This window comes from Amycolatopsis sp. CA-161197 (assembly GCF_050942255.1).
Taxonomy (GTDB): domain Bacteria; phylum Actinomycetota; class Actinomycetes; order Mycobacteriales; family Pseudonocardiaceae; genus Amycolatopsis.
Genome location: NZ_CP192059.1, coordinates 2,800,690 through 2,827,563, shown reverse-complemented (window position 1 = coordinate 2,827,563; position 26,874 = coordinate 2,800,690). Strand labels below are relative to the sequence as shown.

Genomic DNA, 26,874 nt, shown 5'->3' with positions numbered 1-26,874 from the left:
CGTGCGAAACCCCCGGCATCGTCCGGCTCGCGGCCGTGCCAGCCGACCCAGCAACCCTCAACCCAGCACCGTGCGCTCCGCCGGTCCGTTGTCCGGCCGGGCGAACCGCACCCAAGCGCCCCCGTCATGCCAGGACTCCACAAAAAGCGTGTTGTCCCCGACCCACGTGTACACCGCCTCGTGGATGTCCAGTTCGAAGAGGTGGCTGTCGGCGTCGGCGCGGGCGTCCGTGATTTCGCGGGCGACGCCGGCGAGTTTGGCGTCGCCGGGGCCGTTTTCTTCGATGCCCGGGTAGGCGTGGAGGGCGAAGCGGCCGTCGTGTTGGAGGTCGCGGGCTTTGCGGGCGGCGAGCATGGAGCCGATGTAGAGGGAGCCGTCGTCGCGGAAGGAGACTTCGGAGCCGCTCACGCGGGGGGAGCCGTCGCGGCGCAGGGTGGCCAGGACGTGGGACTCGCCGCTGAGGAAGCGTTCGTGGATGCGCTCGGCCAGGGAGGGGGCGGCCGCCGCGAAGGTCTGCCAGGTGGTCATGCGAGAGAGTCAAGCACGCGCCACCGACAAAACCGGCTCAAGCGCCGTACACCGGTTCAGGTGAAGGCGCCGAGGCCAGCAACGAAGCCACCACCGGGCCCAGCTCGGCCGGCTCCCAGCGCGCGCCCTTGTCGCGCGACGGGCCGTGGCGCCAGCCGTCCGCCACCGACACGCGGCCACCGTCCACTTCGAACACCCGGCCCGTGACCCCCGAAGACTCGACGGAACCCAGCCACACCACCAAAGGCGACACGTTCTCCGGCGCCATCGCGTCGAACCCCACCGCCGGCGCCGCCATGTCGAACGTCCCCTCCGTCATCCGCGTCCGTGCGGCCGGCGCGATCGCGTTGACGAGCACGCCGTAGCGCGCGAGCTCGGCCGCGGCAACCGACGCCAGCCCCAGGATCCCCGCCTTCGCCGCCGAATAGTTGCCCTGCCCGACACTCCCCAGCAGCCCCGCGCCCGAGCTCGTCAGCACCACCCGCGCCTCCCGCGCGCGCCCCGCCTTCGCCTCCGCGCGCCAGTACGCGGCCGCGTGCCGCAACGGCGCGAAGTGCCCCTTCAGATGCACCCGCACGACGGCGTCCCACTCGTCCTCCGACAGGTTCACCAGCATCCGGTCCCGCAGGAACCCGGCGTTGGCCACGAGCACATCGAGCCCACCGAACGCCTCCACCGCCGCCGACACCAGCCGCGCCGCGCCGGACCACTCGGCGACGTCGTCGGTGTTCGCCACCGCTTCCCCGCCCAGAGCACGAATCTCCGAAACCACCGAACCCGCCGGGCCCGCCGCACCCCCGCTGCCGTCCAGCGAAGCCCCGACGTCGTTCACCACCACCCGCGCCCCCTCGGCCGCGAACGCCAGCGCGTGCGCCCGCCCGATCCCGCGCCCCGCACCGGTGACCACCACGACCCGACCGTCGACCAGCCCCACGTCACACCCCTTCCGAACCGGCCCGCAGGTACGCCGGCGCCTCACCACCGCCGTGCACTGCCAGCCGCGCGCCACTCACGTACGAAGCCAACGGAGAAGCCAGAAACACCGCACACGCCCCCACTTCCGCGGGCGTCGCCAGCCGCCCCAGCGGCACGGTCGCGGCAACCGCGGGGTCGTAAAGCGAAGGCGCGGTCCCCACCATCCCCACGTCGAGCGCGTTCACCCGCACCTTCGGCGCCCACTCCACCGCCAACGTCGCCGTCAGGTTGTCGAGCCCCGCCTTCGCCGCCCCGTACGCCGCTGTCCGCGGCGAAGGCCGCGTCGCGCTGACGCTGCTCACGTTCACGATCACGCCGCCGGTTTCCTGCTGCTGCATCACGGCGTTCGCCGCCTGCGCCACCCCCAGCGGCGCCAGGAGGTTCAGCGCGACCACCTTCTCGTGGAATCGCGCCGACGCCGTCGAAGTGTCCGCGAACGGCGCGCCCCCGGCGTTGTTCACCAGCACGTCGAGCCGCCCGTACTCCGTCACCACGAAGGAAACCAGCCGCGTCACCTCGGCCGGCTCTCGCACGTCGCACCGCACGAAATCCACCCCGCCACCGCTTCTCGCGCACACGACGACCCGCGCGCCCGCCTCGCGGAACACCTCGGCGATCCCGGCGCCGACCCCCCGCGTCCCGCCGGTGACCAGCACGACGGCACCATCGAGGCGAAGATCCAGTGCCACCCGAGACCTCCCGCCGCGTCGTCGTTGCCGTGCTAACCTACCAAGCAAGTGCTAGGTTTGTAACCCGTCAGAGGTGACCATGACCGTGTCCACGCACTCCCCGGAGCCCGGCGTCGCCGTGGTGACGGTGGCGGCCCCGCCGGTCAACGCACTCACCGCGGGCGGCTGGTTCGCCCTCGCCGAAGCCGTCACGAACGCGGGCCGCGATCCCGGAACCCACGTCGTGGTGCTGCGCGCCGAGGGCCGCGGCTTCAACGCCGGCGTCGACATCAAGGAGATCCAGCGCGACCCCGGCCACACGGCGCTCATCGGCGCGAACGAGGGCTGTGCCGCCGCCTTCTCCGCCGTCTACGACTGCGCGGTGCCCGTGATCGCCGCTGTGCAAGGGTTCTGCCTCGGCGGCGGAGTCGGGCTGGCAGGCAATGCCGACGTCGTCGTGGCCAGCGAAGACGCCGAGTTCGGCCTGCCGGAGGTCGACCGTGGCGCGCTCGGCGCCGCCACGCACCTCGCACGGCTCGTCCCGCAGCACCTCATGCGCGCGCTGTACTACACAGCCGAAACGATCTCCGCGAAACAGCTTCACCACCACGGTTCCGTGTACGCCGTCGTACCCCGCGAAGACCTCGACGCAACCGCCCTGGCCCTCGCCCGGCGGATCGCCGCGAAGGACACCCGCGTGATCCGCGCGGCGAAGCAGGCCATCAACGGCATCGACGTGCAGCCGGTGCACCGCAGCTACCGCTTCGAGCAGGGATTCACCTTCCAGCTCAACCTCGCCGGCGTCTCCGGCGCCGCCCGGCAGCAGTTCCTCGACGGAGAGGGAAAGCCTTGAGCGACAAGCGGATGACAGCCGACGAGGTCGTCGCCGAGCTGCGCGACGGCATGACGGTCGGCGTCGGCGGCTGGGGCTCGCGGCGCAAGCCGATGGCGCTCGTGCGCGCGATCCTGCGCTCGCCGCTGAAGGACCTCACCGTAGTCTCCTACGGCGGCCCGGACGTCGGCCTCCTCGCCGCCGCGGGCAAGATCCGCCGGCTGGTCTTCGGGTTCGTCACGCTCGACTCGATCCCGTACGACCCGTGGTTCACCCGCGCCCGCGAAGCCGGCGCGTTCGAGGTCACCGAGTACGACGAGGGGGTGCTCGGCACCGGCCTTTCCGCCGCGGCACAACGCCTTCCGTTCCTCCCCACCCGCGCCGGCCTCGGCTCCGACGTCGTGACGCTGAACCCGCATCTGCGCACGATCCGCTCCCCCTACGCCGACGGCGAAGAGCTCCTGGCCGTCCCCGCGCTCAAGCTCGACGCCGCACTCGTCCACCTCAACCGCGCCGACGCCCGCGGCAACGCCCAGTACCTCGGCCCCGACCCGTACTTCGACGAGCTGTTCGCTCTCGCCGCCGACCGCTGTTACGTCTCCGCCGAACGCGTCGTCCCCACTGCGGAACTGTCCGCCGCGCCGTTGCAGAGCCTGCTGCTGAACCGCGCGAGCGTGCACGGCGTCGTCGAAACCCCGCGCGGCGCGCACTTCACCAGCGCCGCGCCCGACTACGGCCGCGACGAGAACTTCCAACGCCACTACGCGAGCGCAGCCAAGGACCCGGAGCGGTGGCCGCGGTTCGCCGACCGGTTCCTCTCCGGCGACGAAGCCCAGTACCAGCGCGAAGTCGCCCGCTTCGCCGAGGAGGCGGCATGAGCTCACGATCGCGCCGGCCCGCTCGTGCCGCCGGCCGGGTGCGGGTGTCCCGCAAGACGCAGGAGGCGGCATGACCGACGTGACGCGCGCCGAGTACGCCGTGATCGCGTGCGCGGAGCTCTTCCACGGCGACGGCGAGATCCTTATCAGCCCCATGGGTTTCATCCCGAGTCTGGGCGCGAAGCTCGCGCGGCTGACGTTCGAACCCGACCTGCTGCTCACCGACGGCGAAGCCGCCCTCGTCACCGCGGACGGCGTCGTCGAAGGCTGGCAGCCGTTCCGGAAGATGCTCGACACCGTGGTGCCGCACGGAAAACGGCACGTCGTGATGGGCGCGAACCAGCTCGACCGCGAGGGCAACCAGAACATCTCCGCCATCGGCCCACACGCGAAGCCTGCGAAGCAGCTTCTCGGCGTACGCGGCGGGCCCGGCAACACCGTGAACCACCGTACGAGCTACTGGGTGCCGCGCCACAGCCGGCGGGTGTTCGTCGACCGCGTGGACGTGGTGTCGGGCGTCGGCTACGCGCGGGCGGATTCCCTGCCGTACCACGACGTGTACCGCGTGGTGACCAATCTGGGCGTGCTCGACTTCGGCGGCACCGGCCACGCGCCGCGGCTGCTTTCGGTGCACCCCGGGGTTTCCGTCGAGGACGTCACCGCGGCGACATCGTTCCCGCTCGACATCTCCGCCACCGAACAAACCCGCGAACCCGGTGACGAAGAGCTGCACCTCATCAGAGAAGTCCTCGACCCGAAGTCCGTGCGCGACAAGGAAGTTCCGTCGTGAGGACGGCGCTGACCGATCTCGTCGGCGTCCGCCACCCCGTCGTCCAGACCGGCATGGGCTGGGTCGCCGGCCCCCGCCTCGTCTCCGCGACGGCCGAAGCCGGCGGCCTCGGCATCCTCGCCTCGGCCACCATGACCTACGACGAGCTGGCCACCGCGATCAAGGAAACCCGGGCCCGCACCGAGAACCCGTTCGGCGTCAACCTCCGCGCCGACGCCGAAGACGCCACCCGGCGCGTCGACCTGCTCATCACCGAAGGCGTGAAAGTCGCGTCCTTCGCGCTCGCGCCGAACCGCGAATTGATCACCAAGCTCAAGGACCACGGCGTGGTCGTCCTGCCGTCGGTCGGCGCGGCCCGGCACGCGGAGAAGGTCGCCGACTGGGGCGCCGACGCCGTCGTCGTGCAGGGCGGCGAAGGCGGCGGGCACACCGGCGGCGTCGCCACGACGCTGCTGCTGCCCGCCGTGCTCGACGCCGTCGACATCCCCGTGGTCGCCGCGGGCGGCTTCTTCGACGGCCGGGGCTTGGCGGCCGCGCTCGCGTACGGTGCGGCCGGGATCGCGATGGGCACCCGGTTCCTGCTCACGCGCGAAAGCACCGTGCCCGACGCCGTGAAGCAGCTGTACCTGGACCACGACCTCACCGGCACCGTCGTCACGCGCAAGGTCGACGGCCTGCCGCACCGTGTCCTGCGCACCGGCCTCGTCGACGCGCTGGAGAAGTCCGGCCCGCTCGCCGGGTTCGCGCGTGCCGCGGCGAACGCCGCCCGGTTCCGCCGGTCGAGCGGGCTTTCGTGGGCCGCGCTCGTGCGCGAGGGCCTGCGGCTGCGCACCAGCGGGCGGACGCGGGCGCAGGTGCTGATGGCCGCCAACACGCCGATGCTGCTGCGCGCAGGCCTCGTCGACGGTGACTCGGCGGCCGGGGTGCTGGCGTCCGGGCAGGTCGTCGGGCTGCTGCGCGACCTGCCCTCGGTGGCGGACCTGATCGAGGGGATCGTGGCCGACGCGGAGGCGATCCTGCGCCGCCTCGGCGACGGCCGTTGTGCTTGACTTCAAGGCATGATCTCGGAAAGCCGCTGCCCGGTCGCGGAGGGCGAGCTCGCCGTCCGCACCGGTGGCGAGGGCCCGATGCTGCTGCTCATCCCCGGGGGCACCGGCGGCGCGGACTCGCTGCGCGCGCTCGTCAAGCAACTGCAGACGGACCACACCGTGGTCACCTACGACCGGCGCGGCCACTTCGCCAGCACCGACTCCACCACGGGTCCGGTGCCGGTTTCCCGGCAGGCGGACGACGCGCTCGCCGTGCTCGACCACATCGGCGCCGGCCCGATCCCCGTGTTCGGCACCAGTGCCGGCGCGCAGATCGGCCTCGACCTCGTGGCCCGCCACCCCGACCGGGTGTCGGTGCTCGTCGCGCACGAACCGCCCGCGGTCCAGCTGATGCCGGACGCCACGGGCTGGCTCGAGGCCGCGAACGACCAGATCCGGCTGGCCCGTTCGGGTGACCTGATGGGCGCCGTCACGCGCTTCGCCGACGGCATCGCGGGCGCGGCGCTGCCCGATCTGCCCAACTTGCGCCTGCCGAACGAGGCCGACTGGCTGCGCTTGTTCGACCGCGAGCTCGCCGAGTTCTTCGACTACCTGCCGGACCTGCGCGCCCTGCGTCGCGCGAGCACCGAGATCGTGCCCGTCGCCGGCGAAGCCAGCCGCGGCCGTTACCACTACCAGCCGGCGAAGATCCTGGCGCTCGAGTTGGGCCTGCCGTTCGTCGAGGTTCCCGGCGCGCACCTGGCGCCGCAGCGCAACGCGCCGAAGTTCGCGGCCGCGCTGCGCGAACTGCTCGCGTCGGCGCAGGCCTGAGCGCTCACCACGTCACGGGCAGCTCGGCGAACGCCGTGTGCCCGACGTCGGCGCGCAACCGCAGCTCTCCGGCCGGCACGGCGAGGTGGAGATCCGGCAGGAGCCGCGGCAGGGCCGTGAAGACCGCCTGCAGCTCCAGCCGGGCCAGCGGGGCGCCGAGGCAGTAGTACGGGCCGTGGCCGAACGCGAGGTGGCCGGTGGCGTCGCGGTGGACGTCGAACTCGTGCGCGCCCGGGAACTCCGTCTCGTCGAGGTTCGCCGCGACCGCGCTCAGCAAGACGACGTCGCCCGCTTCGACACGGTGGTCACCGAGGTCGAACCCGGCCGTGGCCCGGCGAGGACGGCCACCGTTCGGCGGGTGCAGGGGAAACCGGAGGATCTCCTCGACGGCGCCGGGCACCAGCGAGGGATCGGCCCAGACAGCCGCCCGGTGCGCGGGGTGGCGGTCGAGCAGCACGACACCCTTGTCGATCGCGGTTGTGGTGGTGACGTGGCCCGCGTAGAGCAGCAGCGTCGCGTACCGGGCGGCTTCGGCGGGCGGGACTTCGCGGACGAGCTCGGACAGCAGATCGTCCGCCGGGTGGCCGAGCTTGAAGCGAGCGACGTCGGCCAGATCTTCCCCGGGTGGGGCGCCGAGCAGCCGGCGGATCACCAGCTCGGGGAACGGGTCCGAGAACGCCGCGTGGAAATCGACAGGCGGGCTGCTCAGTTCCGCGAGCAGCCGCTCGGCCAGCGCGTCGACGTCCCCACGCAGCACAGCCAGACGCCGGGCTGCGAAGGCACCGCTGAGCAGGCGGCGCATCCGCCGGTGCTCGGCCGGGTCGCGGGCGGGCAGCGGCTCGAGCCGCGGGTCGGCGAAGAGCCGCTTGACCTCCGCGTGCCCGCGCACGACCCACGGCTCGCTCACGCCGCCCGCACGCGGTTGCGGTAGACGAACACCGCCAGCAGCCCGGCGCCGATCACGGCGTAACCGACGGGCTTGCCCACGGCCAGGAACGTCGTGGTCGGCAGCGAGATCGCCAGCACCAGCAGCACGGCCGCGTGCACGGCCAGAACGCCGCCGAGCAGAGCGGTCATCACGGTGATCCCCCGGCGCTGGGCCGGCGCGGGCGCGGGACGGCCGGTGAACCGGAAGACCAGCAGCAGCAACGGCTTCCCGATCACCGCCGAGCCGACCAGCACGATCCCCACCGGCCCGGTGAGCACGGCGTCCTGCAGCTTCACCACGAGCTCGTTGCCGCCCGTGAGCCCGAGGACCACGAGCATCACCACGAACCCGGCGATCGCCACCACCCCGATCGGGTCCAGCCGGCGGCGGACGGCGAACTGCCCGACCGTGACGAGCAGCGGGATGGCCGCGGAGATCGCCAGCGCCACCACCTCGCTCCCCACGACGGGCTTCAGCAGCAGGTACACGACCAGCGGTAGCGCGATGTTCAGCACGAGGCTCGGCAGCAGCCGGCGCAGCAGTTCGGGTTTCACGAGCAGGTCCTCCCCTTCGGCGACTAGGACCTGCTCAGCGTGGCTTCCGGCGCCCCCTCACCGCGTCGGCGCCAGGGTGGGAAATCCTTCTCCACCCACGGGTCTACGCGGCCGCCGGCGCCGCCGAACGACGCCGCAGCAACCCGGCGCCCGCGGCCACGACCAGCAGCCACAGGAACGCCGCCGGCGCCATCGTCTCGCCCGCCAGACCCAGCGCCAGCGGGATCGCCAGGCCCGGGATCGCCGTCACGATCGCCCACCGGACACCGCGGCCCACAGCGGAACCCGCCAGCGAACCGATCACCGCGAACGCCGCGATGCAGCCGCACAGGAGCCAGCGCGTGGACGGTTCGAGATGGCCCTCGGCGACGGACTCGACCGCATCGCCCAGCGCCCCCGCAAACGCGGCCAGCAGACCGGCGACCAGGCAGTGCAGGGGCAGCAGCAGGCGCGGCCCGAGGGCGTCGGCGGCCAGGTAGGGAATGCCGCCGAAGCCCTGGTTGAGCGACGTGCCCCAGAGAGTCGCGAGCAGGGCCAGCGCGGCGATCACCGTGAAGAACAGGCGGGCGCTCCACTCGGGGGTCGAGGCCATCGCGTCGGTGACGGTGAGGACGCCTTCGCCGAGCACGATGATCGTGAACAGGCCCAGCCGTTCGCCGAAGTGGACGGTGTCGAGGCGGGCCAGGGTCGGGTGCTGGACGGGGCCCTCGCGGTGCGCGAGCTTCGCGGTGATGCTGGCGACCAGCCGGTCGCCCGAGACGGTGAACGTGATCACCAGGTCGAGCGCCAGCCCCAGCGCCCACAGCCCGTAGCGCCACGGCGAGTCGACCCAGAGCGACACCACCCACGGCACCACGCCGAACCCCAGCTGCGCCACCGGCCAGTCGACGATCACGCGCACGCCGCCGCGGCGGCTCTCCCACACGCGGTCGGCCAGGGCGCGCACGGCGATGTAGGCGACGGCGAACACCTTCGCGTGGCTGCCGTGGATGTCCGACACCGACGCGGCCATGAACGCGAGGCCGGCCATCGCCAGCAGCACGGGCATCGTGTGGGCGGCGCCCTTCGCGACATTCCCGTAGACCGTGAAGCACATCCACGCCGTCCAGAAAGCCAGGAAGCACACCACGTACAGCCCGACGTCGCCCCAGGACGTGCTGCCGTGCACCAGGTGCGCCAGCTGCGCGACCCCCGCCACGGCCACCAGGTCGAAGAACAGCTCGAGCCAGGACGCGTGCCGTTCCTCGCTCTTCTCGGTCGTGGTCATGGCGGACAGTATGGCCGCGGGATCTACACCCGAGGGTTGAAGACTCCCGCGCGTCCCGCCGATATCGTCGGCCGGGTGTCCGACGCACCCCTGAACAGCGCCGACCACCGCGTCCGGCGGGTGGTCTCGGTGCTCGTCCTGGTGCTGCTCACGGTGCTCGCGGCGAAGTCCGAACCGCAGCCCGCGCTGCACGGCCAAGGCCTCGGGGTGCTGCTCGGCCTGCTCGGCGTGCTGCTCGGCGGGGCGATGCTGATGTACGGCGTGCAGCAGTGGCGGTTGCCGGTGCCGGTCGAGATCGGCTCGTTCCTGCTCGTGCTGGCCAGCTCCGTGACGCTGGTGTGGCTCGAACCCAACGGCACAGGGTTCTTCGGCGGTTTCCTGCTGGCGGCCACGGCGTCGGCGCGGCTGGACCAGCGCAAGGGCACGATCGTCGCCGGCCTGAGCGCGGCCGCGCTCGTGGCGGCGAGCCTGTTCGGGGCGCGCCACGAGGCCGTGCCGACGCTGCTGAGCGCGCTCGGCATGCTGGCGTTCTACCGGCTGGGGGTCTACACGCGGAAGCTGCGCGAACGCACCGAAGAGCTGGAGCAGACCCGCGCGGCCCAGGTCCGCGCGGCGGCGCTCGCCGAACGGCAGCGGCTCGCGCGCGAGATGCACGACGTGCTCGCCCACTCGCTGTCCGGTCTGCTGCTGCACCTCGAAGGAGCGCGGCTGCTGTCCGTCCACAGTGGAGCGGACCCGCGGCTCACCGACACCGTGGAACGCGCCCACCAGCTCGCGCAGAGCGGGCTCGCCGAGGCGCGCCAGGCGATCGGCGCGCTGCGCGGCGAGGACTTGCCGGGGCCGGAGCGGCTGCCGGTGCTGGCGGCGGAGTTCGAACGCGACACCGGGATCCCGTGCGAGGTCACCGTGAGCGGTCAGGTGCCGGAGCTGGCCGCGCAGACGCGGCTGACGTTGTACCGGGTTGCGCAGGAGGCGCTGACCAACGTCCGCAAACACGCCGACGCCGAGCGCGTCGACCTGCGGCTGAGCTACGAACCGAGCGGCACGCTGCTGACCGTCGAGGACCTCGGCCGCCCGGGTGCGGCGCCCGGCGACCACGGCTACGGCGTGAGCGGCATGCGCGAACGCGCCGAGCTGCTGGGCGGGCAGCTCGACGCCGCACCGACCGGCACGGGGTTCCGGGTGAGCCTGTGGGCGCCGGCGTGATCCGCGTATTGGTGGCCGACGACCAGCGCGTGGTGCGCGACGGCCTGTCGATGCTGCTCGGGCTGCTGCCCGGTGTCGAGGTCGTCGGCACCGCGGCCGACGGCGATCAGGCGGCCGAGCTGGCCGGGCGGCTGAAGCCGGACGTCGTGCTGATGGACCTGCGCATGCCGCGCTGCGACGGGATCGAGGCCACGCGCCGTATCCGCGGCCGCGACCACGACGTGCAGGTCGTCGCGCTCACCACGTACGCCGACGACAAGTCCGTGCTCGACGCGTTGCAGGCCGGCGCCCGCGGCTACCTCACGAAAGACGCCGGCGCCGACGACATCCGCCGCGCGCTGAGCCAGGTGACGCAGGGTGCCGCCGTGATCGACCCCGCGGTGCAGCACCACCTCGTGGACGCGCTCACGTCCGGCGCGCCCCGGACGCCGTCCGCCTCGGTGCCTGACGGCCTGACACCCCGCGAGGTGGACGTGCTGACGTTGATCGCCGACGGCCTGTCCAACACCGAGATCGCGCACCGGCTCTTCGTCGCCGAGGCCACGGTGAAGAGCCACATCAACCGCATCCTCGGCAAGATCGGCGCGCGCGACCGGGCGCAGGCCGTCGGGTACGCCTATCGTCACGGGCTGACTTCGGGGTGAGGCGGCCGTAGAGTCGGCCCATGGCTGAGGTGCTCGCGTGGCTGCTCGACTCCGACCCGGCGCTGCGCTGGCAGGTCGAACGCGACCTGGCGGGCTCACCGCCGGAGGTCTGGGAGGCGACGCGCGCCCGCGTCGCCACGGAGGGTTTCGGCGCGCGGCTGCTCGCCCTGCAGGACCCGGACGGCCAGTGGGCCGGCGGCGCGTTCTTCCCCGCCGAGTTCAAGGGCTCGCCCGAGGACGGCCAGCCGTGGACCGCGACCACGTGGTCGCTCAACGCCCTGCGCGACTGGGGCCTCGACGCGTCGGTGCTCGACGGCACGGCCGAGCTGCTGGCGCGCAACAGCCGGTGGGAGTACGAGAACCTGCCGTACTGGGACGGTGAGGTCGACGTCTGCATCAACTCGTGGACGCTGTCCAACGGCCTGTGGCTCGGCGCCGACGTCGACGGCATCGCGCGGTGGTTCGTCGAGCACCGTTTGCCCGACGGTGGCTGGAACTGCCTGTGGGTGGAGGGGGCCGAGCGGTCATCCGTGCACTCGACCCTCAACGCGCTGAAAGCCTTGCTGGACCACGAGAAAGCCGGCGGCTCCGTGGACTCCACCGGCTGTGTTGCCGACGCTCGCCGCGCCGGCGAGGAATACCTGTTGTCCCGCAGCCTGTTCCGGCGGCTGTCCACGGGCGAGCCGATCGCGCCCTGGGTCCGGTCCTTCGGCTACCCGTTCCGCTGGTTCTACAACGTCCTCAACGCGGCCGACTACTTCCGCGCCGCCGCCCTGTTCGACGGCACCGCCCCGGACCCGCGGATGGCCGAAGCCGTCGACCTCATCCGCGCCGCGCGCCAACCCGACGGCACCTGGCTGCAGGCCCGCCGCCACCCCGGCGAGGTCTGGTTCGAGATCGACGCCCCGGCCGGCGAACCGTCGAAGTGGCTCACCTTCCACGCAACGCGGGTCCTCGACTGGTGGGACTCTCGCACACGCTGACAACCAGGTGATCGTTCACTCGTGCGGGTGCGAGGACCCGTCCGCCCCTGCCGGGGGTGGCTCGGCGGTGTAGGCCTGAGGGGGTCGCCGCCGAGGGGAGTTGGGCATGAAGCTGGGTCGGGCGCTCGTGCTGGCCGTGGTCGTCGCTGTTCCGCTCGCCGCGCCGGCCGTGGCGACGCCGCCGGACGCGGCCACGGCCGAGGTCGCGCAGGCCGTCCGGGCGGGCACGCTCGGCCAGGACCACGGGGTCGCCGACTCGTGCACCGGGGTCGTGCAGGGGCATCAGGTGGACCTCGGCTGCCTGACGAACGTCGTCACGCGCGACAAGGCGTCGGCCGATCCGCTCACCACCCCCGCGCCGGCCGGGTTCTCGCCCGCGGACCTGGCGCGGGCGTACCACCTGCCGGACGCGAAGACCGGCGAACGCGGCACGGTGACGATCGTCGGCATCGGCGCGTACCCGACGCTGGAGGCCGACCTCACGACCTACCGCAGCCAGTTCGGCCTCCCCGAGTGCACGACCGCCGACGGCTGCCTCAAGATCACCGACTACCACGGCGGTCCGCCGCTCAAGCCCGTCGACGGGCTCGGCGAGATCGAGGAGGCCTACGCCACCGAGACCGCGCTCGACGTCGACCTCGCCTCCGCCGCGTGCCCGATGTGCCGCATCACGATGGTCCAGATCCCGATGGACGTCGGGCGCCTGCTCAACGCCGTGCTGCTGCAGCTGCCCGGCCAGCTCGCGGACGACTTCGGCACGGCGGTGAGCTACGCGGCCAGCCTCCATTCGAGCGCCGTCAGCATGAGCTACGGCGTGCCCACCGGCCTGCAGGGCGACTACCTCGGCACAGGCGCGCCCGCCGTGGCGCTGCACCACCCGGGCATGGCCGTGGTCGCCGCGTCGGGTGACAAGGGCTATCTCGGCGGGCCGCAGCTGTGGCCGCAGGAACTGCCGTGGGTCACGTCGGTCGGCGGCACGTCGCTGAGCGGTTCCGGCGGCTCGTTCGTGCAGAAGGCGTGGGGCAGCCTCTTCACCCCGCACGGCGAACAGCAGCGCTGGGTCGGCGCCGGCAGCGGCTGCGCGCTCGACCTCGGACCCGCGCAAGGCCAGCCCGCCGCCATCGCCGCCAACTGCTCCGGCCACCGCGCGGGCTCCGACGTCTCCGCGGTCGCCGACCCGCTCACCGGCGTCGCCGTCTACCGCTCGTACGCGCCGAACAACGGCAAAGCCGGCTGGCTCGTCGTCGGCGGCACCAGCGCCGCCTCGCCCTTCATCGCCGGCCTCTACGCCCGCGGCGGCCGGCTGTCCGGTGTGGACGGTCCGAACACCTTGTACAGCGCCCCTCCCGGCACTCTCGCCGACGTCTCCGCCGGCTCCAACGCCCAGCACGGCCCCGCCGACTGCGCGCAGTTCAAGCCCGTCGTCTGCTCCGCCGGCCCGGGCTGGGACGGCCCGACGGGCCTGGGCGTGCCGGTGGGGCTCGGCGCGTTCTAGCCGGCCAGCTTCGCGCGGATCACCGCCAGGTCAGCCCCGCTGACGCCGGCGTCGAAGAGGTAGCGCTCGGCGTCGAAGCCGTCGAGCACGGCCAAGAGCGCGCCTTGCGTTGTCGTACCGCGGTTCGCGAGGAAGGTCTCGATGAGCGGGCCCTGGTCCTCCCGGCCCAGCGCGGCGAACAGCGGCTTCACGGCCGCGGTGGACAGGTCGTAGTCCGCGGCGATCGCTGCGGGTTCCACGTCGGCGAGAGCCAGCAGCAGAAGGGCGACGAGACCGGTCCGATCGCGGCCCGCACCGCAGTGGAACACGACCCCGCCGGGCCCGGATCGGGCGAGCGCGGTGACGACGGCGGCGCAGCGTTCGGCCTTGCGTTCGAGGAAGGGGCGGTAGTAGAGCGGGCTGCCGTCGAGCTGCTCTTCGTCGACGTACGCCCAGAACTCCACGTCGGCGACGTCGTCGAGCGGCACCTCGACGCGGTCAAGGCCGGCCGGCGTGGCGACGTCCGCGCCGGCGAACTGCGCCGAACCCGCCCGAGATCCCGCGATCTCGTCGACGTTGCGCAGGTCGAGCACGGTCCGCAAGCCGTCCTCGTGCGCCCGGGCCCAGCCCTCGGCCGTGACGAACCGGAGGTCGCCCGAGCGGAAGAACGCGCCGTGGCGGGTCGTGCGGCCCGACGTGGTCGGCAGGCCGCCGAGATCCCGCGTGTTGTGAAACCCCTCCCAATCCGGAACTCTGCTCGTAGTCATCAGCCGATCATGGCAGGCCTGGGGGCTCCGGCTCCCGGAAACAGCCGGAGCACCAAGGAAAGCGTCACACCGCCCGCACGCCGTCCTGCCAGACTTCCCGGACGTTGGCCGCCAGGTTCGCGAAGTCGTACGGATCCCCCGCCACCACCACGACGTCCGCGCGCTGCCCCGGCGCGAGCAGGCCCAGCTCGCCGTCCATCCCGAGCAGGCGGGCGGCCGACGACGTCGTCGCCACGAGCACGTCGGCCGGGCTCATGCCGCACGAGCGCATCAGCTCCAGCTCCTCCAGGTTCGTCCCGTGCGGACCCACGCCGCTGTCCGTCCCCATCGCGATCCGCACCCCCGCGGCGACCGCGCGGCGCACCGAATCGGCGTGGACCTCCGCGACCTCCTTCGCCTTCTGCACCACGGCGTCCGGCAGCGAAGCACCCGCCGCGGCCGCGCGGATGACGTTGACCGGCGCCACCAGCGTCGGCACGAGCCAGGTGCCGCGGGCCAGCATGAGCTCGATGGCCTCGTCGTCGAGGTAGATGCCGTGCTCGATGGAGCGGATGCCGGCACGCACGGCGTTCTTGATGCCCTCCGCGCCCTGGGCGTGGGCCATCACCGCGCGGCCCTGCATCTGGGCCTCGGTGACGAGGACGTCGAGCTCCTCCAAGGTGAACTGCGAGTGCCGCGGATCGTCGCGCGGCGACAGGACGCCGCCGGTGGTGCAGACCTTCAGCACGTCCGCGCCGGCGCGCAAGAGCGTCCGGGCCACGCGGCGCATCTCGTCCGGGCCGTCGGCCGTCGCGTCGGGGCGGCCGGGGTGCGGCAGCGACAGCGGAACGCAGTGGCCCGAAGGCATCCAGCCGTCGCCGTGGCCGCCGGTGGGGCTGATCAGGCCGATGGCGATCTGCAGCCGCGGCCCGGGGATCAGCCCGTCGGCCACGGCCTGCTTGATGCCGAGGTCGGCGCCGGCCGCGTCGCGCACGGTCGTGATGCCGAGCTTGAGCGTGGTCCAGAGGTTCCGGGCGGCCTCGTAGAACTGGTAGGAGAACGGCTTCTGCACACGCGGCAGCAGCCCCAGGTCGGACACCGTCACGTGCACGTGGCAGTCGAACAGGCCGGGCAGCAGCGTCGCGCCGGTGCAGTCGACGGACCGGTCGCCGTCGAGACCGGTGCCGACCTCGACGATCCGGCCGTCCTCCACCACCACGTCGGCCGGGGCGGGGGCGCTGCCGGTGCCGTCGAACACCGAGCTGCCGCTGAACACCGTGCGGGTCATACCGGTTCTCCTTGCTTCACGGGAACACCGGGCCGCGTCACGGCCCGTTCGACGCCGGCGGCCACGGCGAGCACGACGACGTTGGCCGCGAGCCCGATCAAGCCGACGTTCACGGTGCCGGCGAACTTAGTGTCGAAGAACGTCAGCCAGATGACCACGATCTCGCCGGCGATCAGCCCGGCGAGCACCGGGCCCTTGCCGACCGGCACCTTCTTGAGGAAGCCCAGCAGGTTGGCCGGCGCGAGCTGCACCGAGCCGGAGTACGTGAGCAGCAGCAGGTTCGCGAGCAGATCGGGCCGGAAAATGCCGAGCACCAACGCGAGCGCGCTCGCGAGCACGACCGTGCCGTGGTTGATCCAGAACTGCTTGCGTTCCCCGCGCACCCGCGCGATGTTGCGGGCCACCAGCGAGGAGATCCCGATGAGGATGCCGGCGGCGGGCACCATGGCCGTGGCGGTGGCCGCCACGACGACCAGCCCCGTGACCCAGCCCGGCAGCGCGTCCTTGCTCAAGGTCAGGAGCACGCCGTTGGGGTCGCTGGTCTTGTCCACCACCAGGATCGCGGCGAACCCGATGATCATCGGCAGCAGCAGGCACAGCTCGTAGATCGGCATCCACGTGTAGTTGCGCCGCAGCACCTTCGGGTCGCGCGCGGCCATCAGCGCGGGCCACGAGTGCGGCAGTGTCATGAGGCCGACGCCGATCGCGCTCACGATCATGCTGGTGATGAACCACGTGTGGTCGTTGGTGCCGGCGTGGATGAACAGCTTCTCCGGGTGCAGCTGCTCGATCTTGTGGAACACGCCCGACACGCCGCCGGCGAAGTGCGCGGGCACCGCGATGATCAGCACCACGAGGACCACGAGCATGATCGCGTCCTTGAAGTACGACGTCGCGGCCACACCCCGCAGCCCGGCCCACAGCACGAACGCGACGATGAGCACGCTGCCCAGGACCATGCTCAGGTTGCCCGACGCCGCGTCGCCGGTCACCAGCCGCACGATCAGGCCGAGGCCGGTGATCTGCAGCTGCAGGTAGGGCAGCACGAAGATCACGCCGAGCACGGCCGAGAGCGTGCCGAGGAACTTGCTGGAGAAGCGGTCCTCGAGGAAATCGCCCTGGGTGAGGTACCCGCGTTCCTTGCCCATCCGCCACAGGCGTTTCGCCAGGAAGAACAGGACCACGTAGGCGATCGGCACGTAGGGCAGCGCGTACATCGCCGCGACGCCGCCGGAGAACGCGAGCCCCGCCATGCCGAGGAAGGTGAAGGTGGTGAACACCTCGCCGGCCTGCAGGAACCACATCGTGAGCGCGCCGAACTTGCGGCCGCCGACGGTCCACTCGCTCAGATCCGCCGCGGGCTTGCGCCGCCCGACGAAGCCGAGCACGCCGATGAGGACGATGCCGACGATCGTGAAGGCCAGGATCATCAGTCGTCACCCGCCCCCGCGCGCGCCATCATGCGCTCGCTCAGCAGCAGGGCCGGGGTGAACATGAGGCACCAGAAAGCGCCCCACACCAGCATCTTCGGCAGGCCGAGCCACAGCCCGGTGGAGTTGACGAACGGCAGGAACGGCATGAGGACCAGCGCGATCACCGGGATGATCGGCGGGAGGTGGTAGCTGCGCATGTGATCACGCTGCCAGTACCGCGAGCTGCCGGCACGCCAGCTCGGCCAGCAGGGTCGCGCCGTCGGCGAGCACCGAGTCGTCGAACGCGGCGCGCGGCGAGTGGTTGTTGGGCGCGCCGACCGGATCGTCCGAGCGTGACGCGCCGAGGAACACGAACGCGCCCGGCACCTTCCCGAGCACCCGGGAGAAGTCCTCCGAGCCCGTCATCGGGTCTTCCAGCAGCTCGAACCGTTCCTCGCCGAAGACCTCGCGCACGGTGCCCGCGATGAAGTCATGGCCGGCGTCGTGGTTGACCAGCACGGGGTACTCGGCGTCGTAGGTGATCTCGACGTCCAGGCCGTGCGCGGCGGCGATGCCCTCGCACACGCGCACGACCTGCGCGCGGATGCGCTCGCGCACCTCCGGGTCGAACGAGCGCACGGTGGCCTCGAACACCGCGTCGTCCGGGATCACGTTGCGGCGCGTGCCGGCGTGGAAGCTGCCGACGGTGAGCACGACCGGCTCGAACGCGCCGAACGCCCGGGTCATGCGGGTCTGGAGCGCGGTGACCATCTCGCACGCGGCCGGGATGGGGTCACGCGAAGCCTCGGGCGCCGAACCGTGGCCTCCGGCGCCGACCACGCGCACCTTCACCGCGTCGGACGCGGCCATGAGCGGTCCGGGGCGGCAGGTGAACAGGCCCCGCGCGTGGCGGGAAGCCGAAACGTGCAGCCCGTAGGCGGCGTCGACCTGGCGGCCGGAAGCGGTGAGCACACCCTCGTCGATCATGTAGCCCGCGCCGTCGCAGCCTTCTTCGCCGGGCTGGAACATGAACACGACGTCGCCGGCCAGCCGGTCGCGGCGGCAGACGAGCAGCTGCGCGGCGCCGACGAGCCCGGCCGTGTGCAGGTCGTGTCCGCAGGCGTGCATGGCGCCGTCGATCTGGGAGGAGAACTCCTCGCCGGACGCTTCCGTCACAGGCAGCGCGTCCATGTCGCCGCGCAGCAGCACCGTGCCGCCGGATCCGCCACCGCCGCGCAGGACGGCGGTCACCGAGGACAGGTCGCGGCCGAGGCTGATCTCGAGGCCGAGGCCGTCGAGGGCCTGCAGCACTTTTTCCTGGGTGCGGGGCAGGTCGAGGCCGATCTCGGGGGTGCGGTGCAGCGATCGGCGGAGCGCGACGAGGTCGGGGCGCAGGGCTGCGGCGTCGGAGCGCAAGGACATGGGTCTCCCTCGCTGGAACATCGACATATGCTGGCCCGACGATGATGCGAGTGTCGAACGCTCCTGCCGGCCGGATCGCGGGAATCCGCCAAATCGGCGCCGTGCGGACGAAGGATCGGCCATGTTGAGCGAGAGCGACCTCAAACTCCTCGACGCGCTGCAAACCCGGCCGCGCGCCACGTGGGCCGTGCTGGGCCAGGCGCTGGGCATCGGCGCCGTGACGGCCGCACGCCGGTGGGAGACGTTGGTGTCGCGCGGGCAGGCCTGGCTGACCGCGTACCCGGGCGGCGAGCTGGTGGCGCAGCTGGCGCTGGCGTTCGTGGAGATCGACTGCGCACCGGGCGCGGCGTTGGCTGTGGCGCGGCGCCTCTCGGCCGACCCGCACGTGGCGACGGTGGAGTTCCTGGCCGGGCACTGCGACCTGCACATCCACCTCGTGGCGCCGTCGCTGCGCGCGATCTCCGACTACGTGCTGCACCGGTTGTCGGCGCTGCCGGGTGTCACGGCGACGCGCACGGTGGTGTCGCCGCGGCTGTTCACCGAGGGCAGCCGGTGGCGAGTTCGTGCGATCTCGCCGGGCGAGCGGGAAGCTCTGGTGTCGCCGTCGGCGCGATCGTCCGGACCTTTGCGCTTCGGCGAGCTCGACCAGGCGCTGATCCTGGCTCTCGGCGAGGACGCCCGCGCGTCGGCCGCTTCGCTGGCGGTGCAGCTGGGCGTGGGCGCGAGCACCGTCCGGCGCCGCCTCGACGCCCTGCTGGCCCGCGGCGCCGTCCGCCTGCGCTGCGAGATCGCGCGGCCCCTGTCCCCCGCACCCGTCACGGCGATGCTGTGGCTGCGCGTGCCGCCCGACAAGCTCGAGACGACCGCGCGGTCGCTCGCGATGCTGCCGGAGGTGCGCATGTGCGCCGCCCTCAGCGGGGCGGCGAACCTGATGCTGGTGGTGTGGCTGGGTTCCCAGCACGACCTGCTGCCGCTGGAGGGGTCACTGGCGGCCAAGCTGCCGTGGCTGGAGATCGTCGACCGCGCCGTGACGCTGCGCGGGATCAAGCTCATGGGCCACCTGCTCGACGACGAAGGCCTCGCCGCCGGCCACCTCCCCTTGGACTTCTGGTCCCCGGTGACGAAAAACCCTTGACCGGTCCGGCGGGTGCGGGGGGATGTGGGAGGGAAGCGCCCGCCGGACCGGCAAGGAACCCGACCCGGCGAGTGGGGGGTGGGTGAAGGAGAGGGAACCTCGCCGAATCGGAGCTTTTTCGGGGTGGGGTCAGCCGGTTTCCGAAGCGGACACCGGCGGCACCGGCAGCACACCGGAGAACCGCCCGGAACCGGCCGCCCTGCCACCTCCGTCACACCACGACAGGTCGGCAGCGGTGTCGCGCGCCGGATCCTCACGACCGTCGCGGTCGAAATCCTCTGTGTGGTAAGGGAAATTCATCACTGCTCCTGGGTCTTTCCGTGCTCCGGCGAGGTGAGGTGAGCCCGCGCAGCTCCCGCGCGAGGCACCGCACCGCGCCGGCGTTCCGGTCGCCCGAAGCGCAACACCCGGGTACCCACCCGACGCCGGCGGGCCGTGAACTCCGCGCGGCTCGGGGAAAACCGCATCTCGACTCCTCCGGTCATCCGGCCGAATCCCGACCGGGGCGGGGTGGGGGCGGCCCGGGTCCCAGCGGTGTCCGAGCGAGACACCGCCCCGAGCCGCCCTCTCCCCTGGTCATTCCTTGCAGCGCTTGCCCGTGTTGATGCAGGAGACCACGCGGTTCATCTGCGACTGCGTCATGACGTTGGCGAAGTCGTCGTGGTCCGAACGGGGGTTGTGCTTCTCCTCGGGGAACGCGTCCACTTTGTACTGGCCCTTGACCTGCACGTCGTGCGGGATGTTGTAGACCAGGGTGATCTTCAGCTGCGGCACGGCCTTGAAGCCGCGCTTGCAGTTGCCGTTCGTGTCGGAGAAGACGATGTGCGTGCGGTGGTTGGCGCTGTCGATGTTCTTGCCGTCCCAGCAGTTCGGGAAGGCGTGGATGCGCTCGACCTTGCTGCCGGTGGGGCAGATCGGGTAGTGGTCGGTCAGGCGGTCTTCGAAGCCCGAGCACGTCCAGCTGGCGCGGGCGTTGGCGGGACCGTTGGCGCCTTCCTTCGCGTCACCGTAGAGCACACGCAGGAACCGCGGCATCGCCACGACCTTGCGCGCACCACCGCTGCCGAAGGACAGCGTCGCGGACACCACGCGCTGGATCTCGCCGTCGTTGCCGGCGACCTCGTTCGCGTCGTTCACGCCCGGGAGCTCGGCGGCCGCGCCGTTGTCCTGCTTCTGCTTCTGCTCCGTGGCGCTCTCGCCGGCGGCCGGATCGCTGTTGGCGCCGCCGTTGTCGAGGCCCGTGCTGTCGGAGTCCTGCACGGCGCAGCCCGCGAGCGCGGCCGGGTCCTCCGGCTTCACACCCTGCTCGGTCATCTTGTCCGAGATCTTCTTCAGCGACGCGGACCGCTTGCTCTTCAACGAGTTCAGCACCGCGGCCGAATCCTGCCCGGCCTCGACCTGCTTGTCGGCCTGGTCGACCTGCGCGTCCATCGCGTCGAGCTCGGTGTTCACCGCGTCCATGGCCGCGTCGGGCACGTCGGGCAGCTCGCTCACCACGTCGGGGCACTCGACCTGCGGCGCGGCGGCGTCCTTGGCCGCGCCGGCGCGGTCGGCGGCCACGTCGTCAGCCGGCGGGGCGGCTTCCGAAGACGCCGGGGCTTCTTCCTCGTCGCCGGTGTCGATGCGGACCACCGGCCAGTAGTAGGTGGACTTGTCGCCGTTCTTGCACGTGGTGCCGGCCTTGGCGAGGCTGCGGTTGGTCGAGTCGGCGTTGGTGGAGAGGTTGCCGACGTAGTCGTGCAGGTGCTGGGCGCCGTTGCGCACACCCGGCTGCGCGATGAAGTTGTCGGGGTTGAAGTGGCCGTTCTCGTTGCGTCCACAGTCGACGGTGAACGTGCCGCGCGCGCCGCGGTTCTGCGCCCGGCTCACGTTCGAGCCCTTCGGGACTTTGTTGATGTCCAGGAAGAACGACTTGTCGGCCGGGTCGGCGCCGGCGCGGTCGGGCTCGCCGGACGTGGCGTTCACGGCCAGCGCGCCGACCGCGAGGGCGAGGCCGAGCGCACCGGTGGCGATCGTGACGCGCTTCGCCGACCGGTGCCGGGGATGGTTCCTGGTCATGGTGCTGTGCTCACCTCGTTCGATCCTCCGGGCGCGCCGAACTACGGCTGCGGCCCGGGTGTGAACTACTTGGAGTCGAGATGCTCGGCAGCTCGGATGCGGGGGAATCCGGTGCCGGCACTGGGGAATACGGACGGGAAGGCGAAGTGGTTCAAAAAGAAATCGCCGCGTTATCCGCACGTGATCGGGAAGCCAGTCGTACGGTCCACAAAGGACAGAGCATTTCCCCAGCGGGGAGGCTCAGCGGTCGACGACCACGAGCAGCGTGCCGTCGTCGGCCCGGACCTCGAACCGCGTGATCTCGTCGGCGGGCAGCGACGTGCCACCGGTCACGTGCAGCGGGTCGGGCGAGCCCGGGATCCCGTAGCCCTTCGCGGGCACGGACCAGCCCGTGACCGTGCGGATGTCGCCGGAGGAGGAGATGGCGAGCAGCTGGCAGTTCATCGGTCCCGCGACGCCGCTCAGGTCGAGGTCCACGGAGCTGCCCCACTCGCGCGGGGTCACGGTCACCCGCGCGGTCACGGCCGAAGCGCCCTGACCCGACGACGTGCCGCCACCGGGCGCGGACAGCGAGGAGGACGGCGCCGGCGGAACCGACGTCGGCGCGGCCAGGCTCACGGAGGGGCCGGCGGCGTCGGCCGGGCGCACCGCGAGCGTCACGAGCGGACCCGCCACGACGAGCGCGGCCGCGGCCGCCGCGGCGACGAGCCCGATGCGCCGGCGCCGCTTGCGCTTCACCGTCGCCTCGGCCATCAGCGCCCGCAGCACGCGCGGACCGGGCGCCAGCGTGCGCCCGGGCGTGACCGGTACCGGCGGCTCCGGCCAGTTCTTCTTCACGAGGTCGAGCACGTCGGGCAGCTGGTGCAGCTCGACGAGGTCGAGCTGGCAGTGCGGGCAGTCGAGCAGGTGTTCCTCGAACCGCGTGTTGTCGGCCTCACTGAGCACGCCGAGCACGTACGCGGCGAGGTCGGTGTGCGGGGACCCGGCCACCGTCACCTCACCCCCGCTCGCGCATGGCCTTCCGCAGGGCGCGGACGGCGTGGTGGATTCGCGACTTGACGGTGCCGGGCGGCACCCCGAGGGTGGCGGCGACCTCGTTCACGGTCCGGTCGGCCAGGTACGTCTGCTGCACGGCCTCCCGGTGCTCGGGCGAAAGCCCTTGCAGCGCCTCGTAGAGGATCATGGCCGCCACGGTCTTGTCCGACTCGTCGGACACGAACACGGCGTCGGACTCGATCTCCTCGAGCTCCTGCGGACGGACACTGCGGCTGCGCCAGCCGTCGATGACGATGCGCCGAGCGACGGTGAACAGCCACGCGCGCAGCATCGCCGGCCTCCGGTCGAGCTTGTCGGCATTGCGCCACGCCTTGATCAACGTCTCCTGCACCACGTCCTCCGCCCACTGCCGGTCGTGACCGGTCAGGCGCAGCGCGAAACCCATCAAGGCTCCGCCGAACTCTTGGTACAACGCTTTGGCCAGGTCGTCATGAACTCCGGGGTTTTCGGTTTCATGATCGTCCGTCGGGCTCAGCGTTCGATTGTGCCGTCCCACGCGGGCCATCTTTGTGGCAACGGCACCATTTCGTCCAGTACCAAAATCACGGGCTTTGGTCACGAAAGTTTTTTGAACCGTGTCGAACCCGTGTCCGTATCCACCGTCGAAGACCCCGACAAAGCGTCGTTCCCCCGCGACGCGCCGCATTCACCCTGGGCTTACTGTCCACAGTGGATCAACTGCGCCCTTTTCCCGTCGTTCCCCCGCGACGGTGCGCAGTTCCGCCCCCTGGAGGAAGCCGTGAACCGCTTGTTCCGCACAGCGGCACCGCCCGCTGTGTGCCTGGCCGCATTCACAGTGTTGACCGCATGTCAGTCCGGAACCGCTCCCGGTGGCTATTCCGCGAGCGCAGGCTCGATGACCATGCCGATGGAGATGCCGGCCGACCAGACCGACCCGGCGAAAGCCGCCTTGCGTGCCGCGCGCGCGTTCGACCTCGGCCCGGTGGTCGTGGACGGAAGCGGTTTCGCCGTCTACCGCTACGACCGCGACAGCGCCAAGCCGTCTCGTTCCCGCTGCGACGACGAGTGCGCGCAGAAGTGGCTGCCCGTCCGCGCGAGTGGTGACGTGAAGCTCACCGGCATCGACCGTGACCTTGTGGGAAGCGTCACGCGCTCCGACGGCACGGACCAGGTCACCCTCGCCGGCTGGCCGCTCTACCGCTTCACCGGCGACGAAATGCCGGGTCAGACCGCCGGGCAGGGCGCCGACCGCGCGTGGTTCCCGCTGTCGCCCGACGGCCGCAAGATCGAGACCACCACCGACACCTGGCGGACCGATGCGTTCCGGATCTGAGCTCGCCCGAAGGTTCGTCCGCGTCGTTGTCGTGCTGCTCGCCGCCCTCGTGGTGCTGCAGCCGGCCCCCGCGTCCGCCCAGACCGGCACCGACGCCGGCGACCACCTGCTGCTCGTGAAGGTGCGCCAGGCCGGTCTGTGGGAGATGCCCGCCGGGACCTGGGCCGAAACCCGCGGCGCGAGCCCGAAGGTGCGGGAGGTCGGCGCCGCGATCATGGTCGACCACGGCCGGCTCGACGTGATGACGCGCCAGCTCGCCGCGAAGCTCAACGTCGCGCTGCCCGCCGAGCCGTCGGCCGAGCAGATGGGCTGGCTCAACGAACTGCAGAACGCCCCCACCCCGCAGGACTTCGACCGCATCTTCGCCAACCGGCTGCGCGCGGCCCACGGCCAAGTGTTCGCCGTCATCGCACAGGTCCGCGCCGGTACGCGCAACCCCGAGATCCGCGCATACGCGACCGTCGCGAACCAGGCCGTGCTGCGGCACATGACACTGCTGGAGAGCACCGGTTTCGTGGACTTCACCGCGTTGCCGCAGGCCAACGTGGCCAGTTCCGCGGCGCCCGCGGGCGCCGCCCTCGACCTGCGGACCGGCGACATCCTCACCGGCGCCCTGCTGATCCTGCTGGTCGGCGGCGCGACGCTGCTCGGGATCCGTTACCTCAAGTCCGGCCGCCTGCGCGGCGGCCGGCTCCGCCCGAACTCAGGAGAAACCCATGGTTGACACCGTCCACGAGGCGGTGACCACCCTCGCTCAGCAGTCCACCGACCCGGCCGCCCGCGGCATCGCGGCGCTCTCGGCGAGGCTGTCGTACGCGTTCATGTGCCTCACGCTGTGCTGGGGCGTGCTCACCGCCACGGGCTGGGTGCGCTCGGTCACCGGCCGCAAGGCCCTGCGCAGCGGCCACCTCACCCTGGCGACGCTCACGCTCTCGTTCGGCTGCCTGCACGCGCTGGGGTTCCTCTACCTCACCGTGAACCCGTTCTCGCTGGCCTACATCACGATCCCGTTCATGCCGGGCACGCTCGCCCGGCACACGTTCGGCATCGTCGGGCTGGAGCTGATGCTGGCCATCGCGCTCACCACGTGCGTGCAGCGCTGGACGTCGTACCGGCGCTGGCTGTGGCTGCACCGGCTGGCCTACCCGGCCGTCGCGCTGACCGCGTTGCACGCGTTCTTCGGCGCGATCGCCAACGGTCACCTCGCGACGTTGTGGCTCGTCGGCATCACGCTGCTCGTCCCCCCGGTCACGCTGTCGCTGCTGCGGTTCCTGCCGCCGCGGACGCTTGAGCGGATCGGCCTCGTCGAGGAGCAGGTGGCGTGAAACTCCCCGGCAGCGGGCCGCGCGTGAGCGTCGACAACGACCGGTGCGAGCTCTACGGAATCTGTGCGATGGAGGCCCCCGGCCTCTTCGACCTCGGCCGGGACGGGCGCCTGCGCTTCCGCAAGCGCCTGCTCGAGCCCGAAGACATGACCCAAGCGATCGCCGCGGCACGCGTGTGCCCGATGCAGGCGGTCGTGCTGAGAGGGGAACTCGATGGCTGACGGCGACCGGATCGTCATCGTCGGCGCAGGTGTCGCCGGCCTGCGCGCGGCGGAACGACTGCGTGAGCTGGGCTTCGACGGCGAGATCGTGATGGTGGGCGACGAGGCCCGCCGCCCGTACCACCGGCCGATGATCTCCAAGCAGCTCGTGATGGGAGCGGCGCGGCCACCCGACACCACGCTGCGGGCCTACGGCGACCTCGACGTCCACTGGCGGCTCGGCACGCGGGCGACGCACCTCGACACCGTCGAGCGCGTCGTGCACCTGCCCGGCGGCGAATCGCTCTGGTACGACGGGCTCGTGCTGGCCACCGGCGTCGTGCCGCGGCACCTGCCCGGCTCGCCGCGCCACGACCCGCGCGTGCGGGTGCTGCGCACGATCGACGACGCGCTGGCCGTGCGGCACTGCCTGCACGCGAGCAACAAACCGGCCGTGGTGATCGGCGGTGGCCTGATCGGCAACGAGTTCGCCGCGAGCATGCGCCACCTCGGCCGCGACGTCACGCTCGTCGGCCACGCAAAGGCGCCGCTGCACCGCTTCGGCAGCCGGATCTCCGACGCGGTGGTGAAGCTCCACAAGGAACACCGGACGAAGCTGGCGATGGGTTCGGAGGTGCGGCACTGGATCAGCACCGACGACACCGTCGGGCTGCACCTGACGAACAACAAGCTGCTCGTGGCGAGCTGCGTCGTGCTCGCGATCGGCAGCGTCCCGGCGGTCGACTACCTGCGCGGCTCGGGTCTCGACGTCGAGGACGGCGTGCTGTGCGAGCCGACGCTGTTCGCCGAGGGCGCCGACGACGTCGTGGTGGCCGGTGACCTCGCGCGCTGGCCCAACCTGCGCTTCGACGAGGTGCCGCGCCGCGTCGAGCACTGGATCAACGCCGTGGAGTCGGCGCGGGCGGCCGCGGAGAACCTGATCGCGGGCCGGTCGGCGGCCACTCCGTTCGCGCCGCTGCCGCGGGCGTGGTCGACGCTGTATGACGTGCGGCTGCAGATGGCGGGCCTGCCGGCGCTGGGCGAGGACACCGTCTCGCTCGCCGACGGCATCACCGGGTTCATCCGCGCGGGACAGCTCGTGGGCATCACGGCGTGGGACAAGCCGCGCGCGATGCTCGACTGGACGGCCGAGCTCGACCGGCGGCTGCCGGTGCCGCAGTACACACCGGCGGCCGCCCCCGAGCCGGTCGAGACCTGGCCCGACGACGAACAGTTCGACACCGACGAGCGGTTCGACACGCAGGAGTTCTACGCGGAGTTCGCCGACGAGCTCGGCACGGTCCAGGACTACGCGCGGTGAGAGCCGGGGGTGGCCGCGCGCGGCGGCTGCC

General features: G+C 71.9%; 29 protein-coding genes. 15 read left to right on the top strand and 14 right to left on the bottom strand.

The window, feature by feature from the left end:
• Positions 1-57: 57 nt before the first annotated feature.
• From ACQPXB_RS13560 to ACQPXB_RS13550, 3 genes are read right to left on the bottom strand one after another with little or no spacing between them, the layout of a single operon-like run.
• The gene (locus ACQPXB_RS13560; RefSeq protein ID WP_432851905.1) at positions 58-528 is read right to left on the bottom strand and encodes a pyridoxamine 5'-phosphate oxidase family protein; all 471 of its coding nucleotides are present in this window, start codon (positions 526-528) and stop codon (positions 58-60) included.
• Between the two features lie 37 nt (positions 529-565).
• Positions 566-1,462 carry an SDR family oxidoreductase gene (locus tag ACQPXB_RS13555; RefSeq protein ID WP_432851903.1) on the bottom strand — a complete coding sequence of 299 codons (897 nt, stop codon included), beginning with the start codon at positions 1,460-1,462 and terminating at the stop codon, positions 566-568.
• 1 nt (position 1,463) lies between these two features.
• Positions 1,464-2,192, bottom strand: coding sequence for an SDR family oxidoreductase (locus ACQPXB_RS13550; protein ID WP_432851901.1), 729 nt, complete (start codon positions 2,190-2,192; stop codon positions 1,464-1,466).
• Between the two features lie 79 nt (positions 2,193-2,271).
• On the opposite strand from ACQPXB_RS13550, the gene ACQPXB_RS13545 reads away from it, so the two are divergent.
• The 5 genes from ACQPXB_RS13545 (at position 2,272) to ACQPXB_RS13525 (ending at position 6,530) form a co-directional block, all read left to right on the top strand.
• A complete protein-coding gene (locus tag ACQPXB_RS13545; RefSeq protein ID WP_432851899.1) occupies positions 2,272-3,024 on the top strand; it encodes an enoyl-CoA hydratase family protein in 753 nt (250 codons plus the stop codon).
• Positions 3,021-3,881 (top strand): CoA transferase subunit A, encoded by an 861-nt coding sequence (locus tag ACQPXB_RS13540; protein ID WP_432851897.1) that lies wholly within the window; start codon positions 3,021-3,023, stop codon positions 3,879-3,881. Before ACQPXB_RS13545 ends, ACQPXB_RS13540 begins: the two co-directional genes overlap by 4 nt.
• A 70-nt stretch (positions 3,882-3,951) precedes the next feature.
• Positions 3,952-4,671, top strand: a complete 720-nt coding sequence (locus ACQPXB_RS13535; RefSeq protein ID WP_432851895.1) for a CoA-transferase — start codon at positions 3,952-3,954, stop codon at positions 4,669-4,671.
• Positions 4,668-5,720, top strand: coding sequence for an NAD(P)H-dependent flavin oxidoreductase (locus ACQPXB_RS13530; protein WP_432851893.1), 1,053 nt, complete (start codon positions 4,668-4,670; stop codon positions 5,718-5,720). Before ACQPXB_RS13535 ends, ACQPXB_RS13530 begins: the two co-directional genes overlap by 4 nt.
• Before the next feature lie 9 nt (positions 5,721-5,729).
• On the top strand, positions 5,730-6,530 hold the full coding sequence (locus tag ACQPXB_RS13525; protein WP_366583404.1) for an alpha/beta fold hydrolase: 801 nt from the start codon (positions 5,730-5,732) through the stop codon (positions 6,528-6,530).
• Positions 6,531-6,534: 4 nt separating this feature from the next.
• Here ACQPXB_RS13525 and ACQPXB_RS13520 read toward each other — a convergent pair whose 3' ends face one another.
• The 3 genes from ACQPXB_RS13520 to ACQPXB_RS13510 all read right to left on the bottom strand — a co-directional run bounded on the left by ACQPXB_RS13520 (position 6,535) and on the right by ACQPXB_RS13510 (position 9,279).
• The gene (locus ACQPXB_RS13520) at positions 6,535-7,437 is read right to left on the bottom strand and encodes a cytochrome P450 (RefSeq protein WP_432851890.1); all 903 of its coding nucleotides are present in this window, start codon (positions 7,435-7,437) and stop codon (positions 6,535-6,537) included.
• On the bottom strand, positions 7,434-8,012 hold the full coding sequence (locus ACQPXB_RS13515) for a VC0807 family protein (protein WP_432851888.1): 579 nt from the start codon (positions 8,010-8,012) through the stop codon (positions 7,434-7,436). The genes ACQPXB_RS13520 and ACQPXB_RS13515 overlap by 4 nt, the downstream gene beginning before the upstream one ends.
• Before the next feature lie 103 nt (positions 8,013-8,115).
• Complete coding sequence (locus tag ACQPXB_RS13510) at positions 8,116-9,279, bottom strand: low temperature requirement protein A (protein ID WP_432851886.1); 1,164 nt, start codon at positions 9,277-9,279, stop codon at positions 8,116-8,118.
• Between the two features lie 75 nt (positions 9,280-9,354).
• On the opposite strand from ACQPXB_RS13510, the gene ACQPXB_RS13505 reads away from it, so the two are divergent.
• From ACQPXB_RS13505 to ACQPXB_RS13490, 4 genes are all read left to right on the top strand, one after another.
• Positions 9,355-10,485 carry a sensor histidine kinase gene (locus ACQPXB_RS13505; RefSeq protein WP_432851884.1) on the top strand — a complete coding sequence of 377 codons (1,131 nt, stop codon included), beginning with the start codon at positions 9,355-9,357 and terminating at the stop codon, positions 10,483-10,485.
• Positions 10,482-11,129, top strand: coding sequence for a response regulator transcription factor (locus ACQPXB_RS13500; protein ID WP_366583409.1), 648 nt, complete (start codon positions 10,482-10,484; stop codon positions 11,127-11,129). The genes ACQPXB_RS13505 and ACQPXB_RS13500 overlap by 4 nt, the downstream gene beginning before the upstream one ends.
• A gap of 20 nt (positions 11,130-11,149) precedes the next feature.
• Positions 11,150-12,112, top strand: a complete 963-nt coding sequence (locus ACQPXB_RS13495; RefSeq protein WP_432851882.1) for a squalene cyclase — start codon at positions 11,150-11,152, stop codon at positions 12,110-12,112.
• 106 nt (positions 12,113-12,218) lie between these two features.
• On the top strand, positions 12,219-13,607 hold the full coding sequence (locus ACQPXB_RS13490) for a hypothetical protein (RefSeq protein ID WP_432851880.1): 1,389 nt from the start codon (positions 12,219-12,221) through the stop codon (positions 13,605-13,607).
• On the opposite strand, the gene ACQPXB_RS13485 is transcribed toward ACQPXB_RS13490, so the two are convergent.
• The 5 genes from ACQPXB_RS13485 to ACQPXB_RS13465 form a co-directional block, all read right to left on the bottom strand.
• Positions 13,604-14,353: a tyrosine-protein phosphatase gene (locus tag ACQPXB_RS13485; protein WP_432851878.1), complete on the bottom strand. Its 750-nt coding sequence runs from the start codon at positions 14,351-14,353 to the stop codon at positions 13,604-13,606. The genes ACQPXB_RS13490 and ACQPXB_RS13485 overlap by 4 nt on opposite strands.
• Before the next feature lie 64 nt (positions 14,354-14,417).
• Complete coding sequence (locus ACQPXB_RS13480; RefSeq protein WP_432851876.1) at positions 14,418-15,620, bottom strand: amidohydrolase family protein; 1,203 nt, start codon at positions 15,618-15,620, stop codon at positions 14,418-14,420.
• Positions 15,617-17,050 carry a sodium:solute symporter family protein gene (locus ACQPXB_RS13475; protein ID WP_432851874.1) on the bottom strand — a complete coding sequence of 478 codons (1,434 nt, stop codon included), beginning with the start codon at positions 17,048-17,050 and terminating at the stop codon, positions 15,617-15,619. The genes ACQPXB_RS13480 and ACQPXB_RS13475 overlap by 4 nt, the downstream gene beginning before the upstream one ends.
• Positions 17,050-17,250: a hypothetical protein gene (locus ACQPXB_RS13470; protein ID WP_220238265.1), complete on the bottom strand. Its 201-nt coding sequence runs from the start codon at positions 17,248-17,250 to the stop codon at positions 17,050-17,052. Before ACQPXB_RS13470 ends, ACQPXB_RS13475 begins: the two co-directional genes overlap by 1 nt.
• Before the next feature lie 4 nt (positions 17,251-17,254).
• Positions 17,255-18,454, bottom strand: coding sequence for a M20 metallopeptidase family protein (locus ACQPXB_RS13465; protein ID WP_432851872.1), 1,200 nt, complete (start codon positions 18,452-18,454; stop codon positions 17,255-17,257).
• Between the two features lie 121 nt (positions 18,455-18,575).
• Here ACQPXB_RS13465 and ACQPXB_RS13460 point away from each other — a divergent pair, with 121 nt between their 5' ends.
• Positions 18,576-19,589, top strand: coding sequence for an Lrp/AsnC family transcriptional regulator (locus ACQPXB_RS13460; protein ID WP_432851871.1), 1,014 nt, complete (start codon positions 18,576-18,578; stop codon positions 19,587-19,589).
• Positions 19,590-20,165: 576 nt separating this feature from the next.
• Here ACQPXB_RS13460 and ACQPXB_RS13455 read toward each other — a convergent pair.
• The 3 genes from ACQPXB_RS13455 to ACQPXB_RS13445 all read right to left on the bottom strand — a co-directional run bounded on the left by ACQPXB_RS13455 (position 20,166) and on the right by ACQPXB_RS13445 (position 23,088).
• Positions 20,166-21,647 (bottom strand): DUF1996 domain-containing protein, encoded by a 1,482-nt coding sequence (locus ACQPXB_RS13455; RefSeq protein WP_432851869.1) that lies wholly within the window; start codon positions 21,645-21,647, stop codon positions 20,166-20,168.
• 240 nt (positions 21,648-21,887) lie between these two features.
• Entirely contained in the window at positions 21,888-22,637 is a 750-nt protein-coding gene (locus ACQPXB_RS13450; protein WP_366583418.1) for an anti-sigma factor family protein, read from the bottom strand.
• Positions 22,638-22,644: 7 nt separating this feature from the next.
• Positions 22,645-23,088, bottom strand: a complete 444-nt coding sequence (locus ACQPXB_RS13445; RefSeq protein WP_285969050.1) for a sigma-70 family RNA polymerase sigma factor — start codon at positions 23,086-23,088, stop codon at positions 22,645-22,647.
• Between ACQPXB_RS13445 and ACQPXB_RS13440 the strand changes: the two genes are divergently transcribed.
• Genes ACQPXB_RS13440 through ACQPXB_RS13420 form a run of 5 tightly spaced genes read left to right on the top strand, consistent with a single transcriptional unit; the run spans position 23,059 to position 26,843 of the window.
• The gene (locus tag ACQPXB_RS13440; protein WP_386956308.1) at positions 23,059-23,997 is read left to right on the top strand and encodes a hypothetical protein; all 939 of its coding nucleotides are present in this window, start codon (positions 23,059-23,061) and stop codon (positions 23,995-23,997) included. The two genes, ACQPXB_RS13445 and ACQPXB_RS13440, sit on opposite strands and share 30 nt — an antisense overlap.
• Positions 23,981-24,721, top strand: coding sequence for a DUF4142 domain-containing protein (locus tag ACQPXB_RS13435; protein WP_432851867.1), 741 nt, complete (start codon positions 23,981-23,983; stop codon positions 24,719-24,721). Before ACQPXB_RS13440 ends, ACQPXB_RS13435 begins: the two co-directional genes overlap by 17 nt.
• Positions 24,714-25,322, top strand: coding sequence for a ferric reductase-like transmembrane domain-containing protein (locus ACQPXB_RS13430; RefSeq protein WP_366583421.1), 609 nt, complete (start codon positions 24,714-24,716; stop codon positions 25,320-25,322). The genes ACQPXB_RS13435 and ACQPXB_RS13430 overlap by 8 nt, the downstream gene beginning before the upstream one ends.
• Positions 25,319-25,543: a ferredoxin gene (locus tag ACQPXB_RS13425; RefSeq protein WP_220238256.1), complete on the top strand. Its 225-nt coding sequence runs from the start codon at positions 25,319-25,321 to the stop codon at positions 25,541-25,543. The genes ACQPXB_RS13430 and ACQPXB_RS13425 overlap by 4 nt, the downstream gene beginning before the upstream one ends.
• Positions 25,536-26,843, top strand: coding sequence for an NAD(P)/FAD-dependent oxidoreductase (locus ACQPXB_RS13420; RefSeq protein ID WP_366583422.1), 1,308 nt, complete (start codon positions 25,536-25,538; stop codon positions 26,841-26,843). Before ACQPXB_RS13425 ends, ACQPXB_RS13420 begins: the two co-directional genes overlap by 8 nt.
• The last annotated feature ends 31 nt before the right edge of the window (positions 26,844-26,874 follow it).

Excerpts from the sequence above, each read along its gene's own strand:
- ACQPXB_RS13560 (WP_432851905.1), bottom strand. The coding sequence starts at position 528 with ATGACCACCTGGCAGACCTTCGCGGCGGCCGCCCCCTCCCTGGCCGAG.
- ACQPXB_RS13485 (WP_432851878.1), bottom strand. The coding sequence starts at position 14,353 with ATGACTACGAGCAGAGTTCCGGATTGGGAGGGGTTTCACAACACGCGG.
- ACQPXB_RS13430 (WP_366583421.1), top strand. The coding sequence starts at position 24,714 with ATGGTTGACACCGTCCACGAGGCGGTGACCACCCTCGCTCAGCAGTCC.
- ACQPXB_RS13475 (WP_432851874.1), bottom strand. The coding sequence starts at position 17,050 with ATGATCCTGGCCTTCACGATCGTCGGCATCGTCCTCATCGGCGTGCTC.
- ACQPXB_RS13535 (WP_432851895.1), top strand. The coding sequence starts at position 3,952 with ATGACCGACGTGACGCGCGCCGAGTACGCCGTGATCGCGTGCGCGGAG.
- ACQPXB_RS13480 (WP_432851876.1), bottom strand. The coding sequence starts at position 15,620 with ATGACCCGCACGGTGTTCAGCGGCAGCTCGGTGTTCGACGGCACCGGC.
- ACQPXB_RS13460 (WP_432851871.1), top strand. The coding sequence starts at position 18,576 with ATGTTGAGCGAGAGCGACCTCAAACTCCTCGACGCGCTGCAAACCCGG.
- ACQPXB_RS13545 (WP_432851899.1), top strand. The coding sequence starts at position 2,272 with ATGACCGTGTCCACGCACTCCCCGGAGCCCGGCGTCGCCGTGGTGACG.
- ACQPXB_RS13445 (WP_285969050.1), bottom strand. The coding sequence starts at position 23,088 with ATGGGTTTCGCGCTGCGCCTGACCGGTCACGACCGGCAGTGGGCGGAG.
- ACQPXB_RS13495 (WP_432851882.1), top strand. The coding sequence starts at position 11,150 with ATGGCTGAGGTGCTCGCGTGGCTGCTCGACTCCGACCCGGCGCTGCGC.
- ACQPXB_RS13510 (WP_432851886.1), bottom strand. The coding sequence starts at position 9,279 with ATGACCACGACCGAGAAGAGCGAGGAACGGCACGCGTCCTGGCTCGAG.
- ACQPXB_RS13465 (WP_432851872.1), bottom strand. The coding sequence starts at position 18,454 with ATGTCCTTGCGCTCCGACGCCGCAGCCCTGCGCCCCGACCTCGTCGCG.
- ACQPXB_RS13420 (WP_366583422.1), top strand. The coding sequence starts at position 25,536 with ATGGCTGACGGCGACCGGATCGTCATCGTCGGCGCAGGTGTCGCCGGC.
- ACQPXB_RS13470 (WP_220238265.1), bottom strand. The coding sequence starts at position 17,250 with ATGCGCAGCTACCACCTCCCGCCGATCATCCCGGTGATCGCGCTGGTC.
- ACQPXB_RS13490 (WP_432851880.1), top strand. The coding sequence starts at position 12,219 with ATGAAGCTGGGTCGGGCGCTCGTGCTGGCCGTGGTCGTCGCTGTTCCG.
- ACQPXB_RS13525 (WP_366583404.1), top strand. The coding sequence starts at position 5,730 with ATGATCTCGGAAAGCCGCTGCCCGGTCGCGGAGGGCGAGCTCGCCGTC.
- ACQPXB_RS13435 (WP_432851867.1), top strand. The coding sequence starts at position 23,981 with ATGCGTTCCGGATCTGAGCTCGCCCGAAGGTTCGTCCGCGTCGTTGTC.
- ACQPXB_RS13455 (WP_432851869.1), bottom strand. The coding sequence starts at position 21,647 with ATGACCAGGAACCATCCCCGGCACCGGTCGGCGAAGCGCGTCACGATC.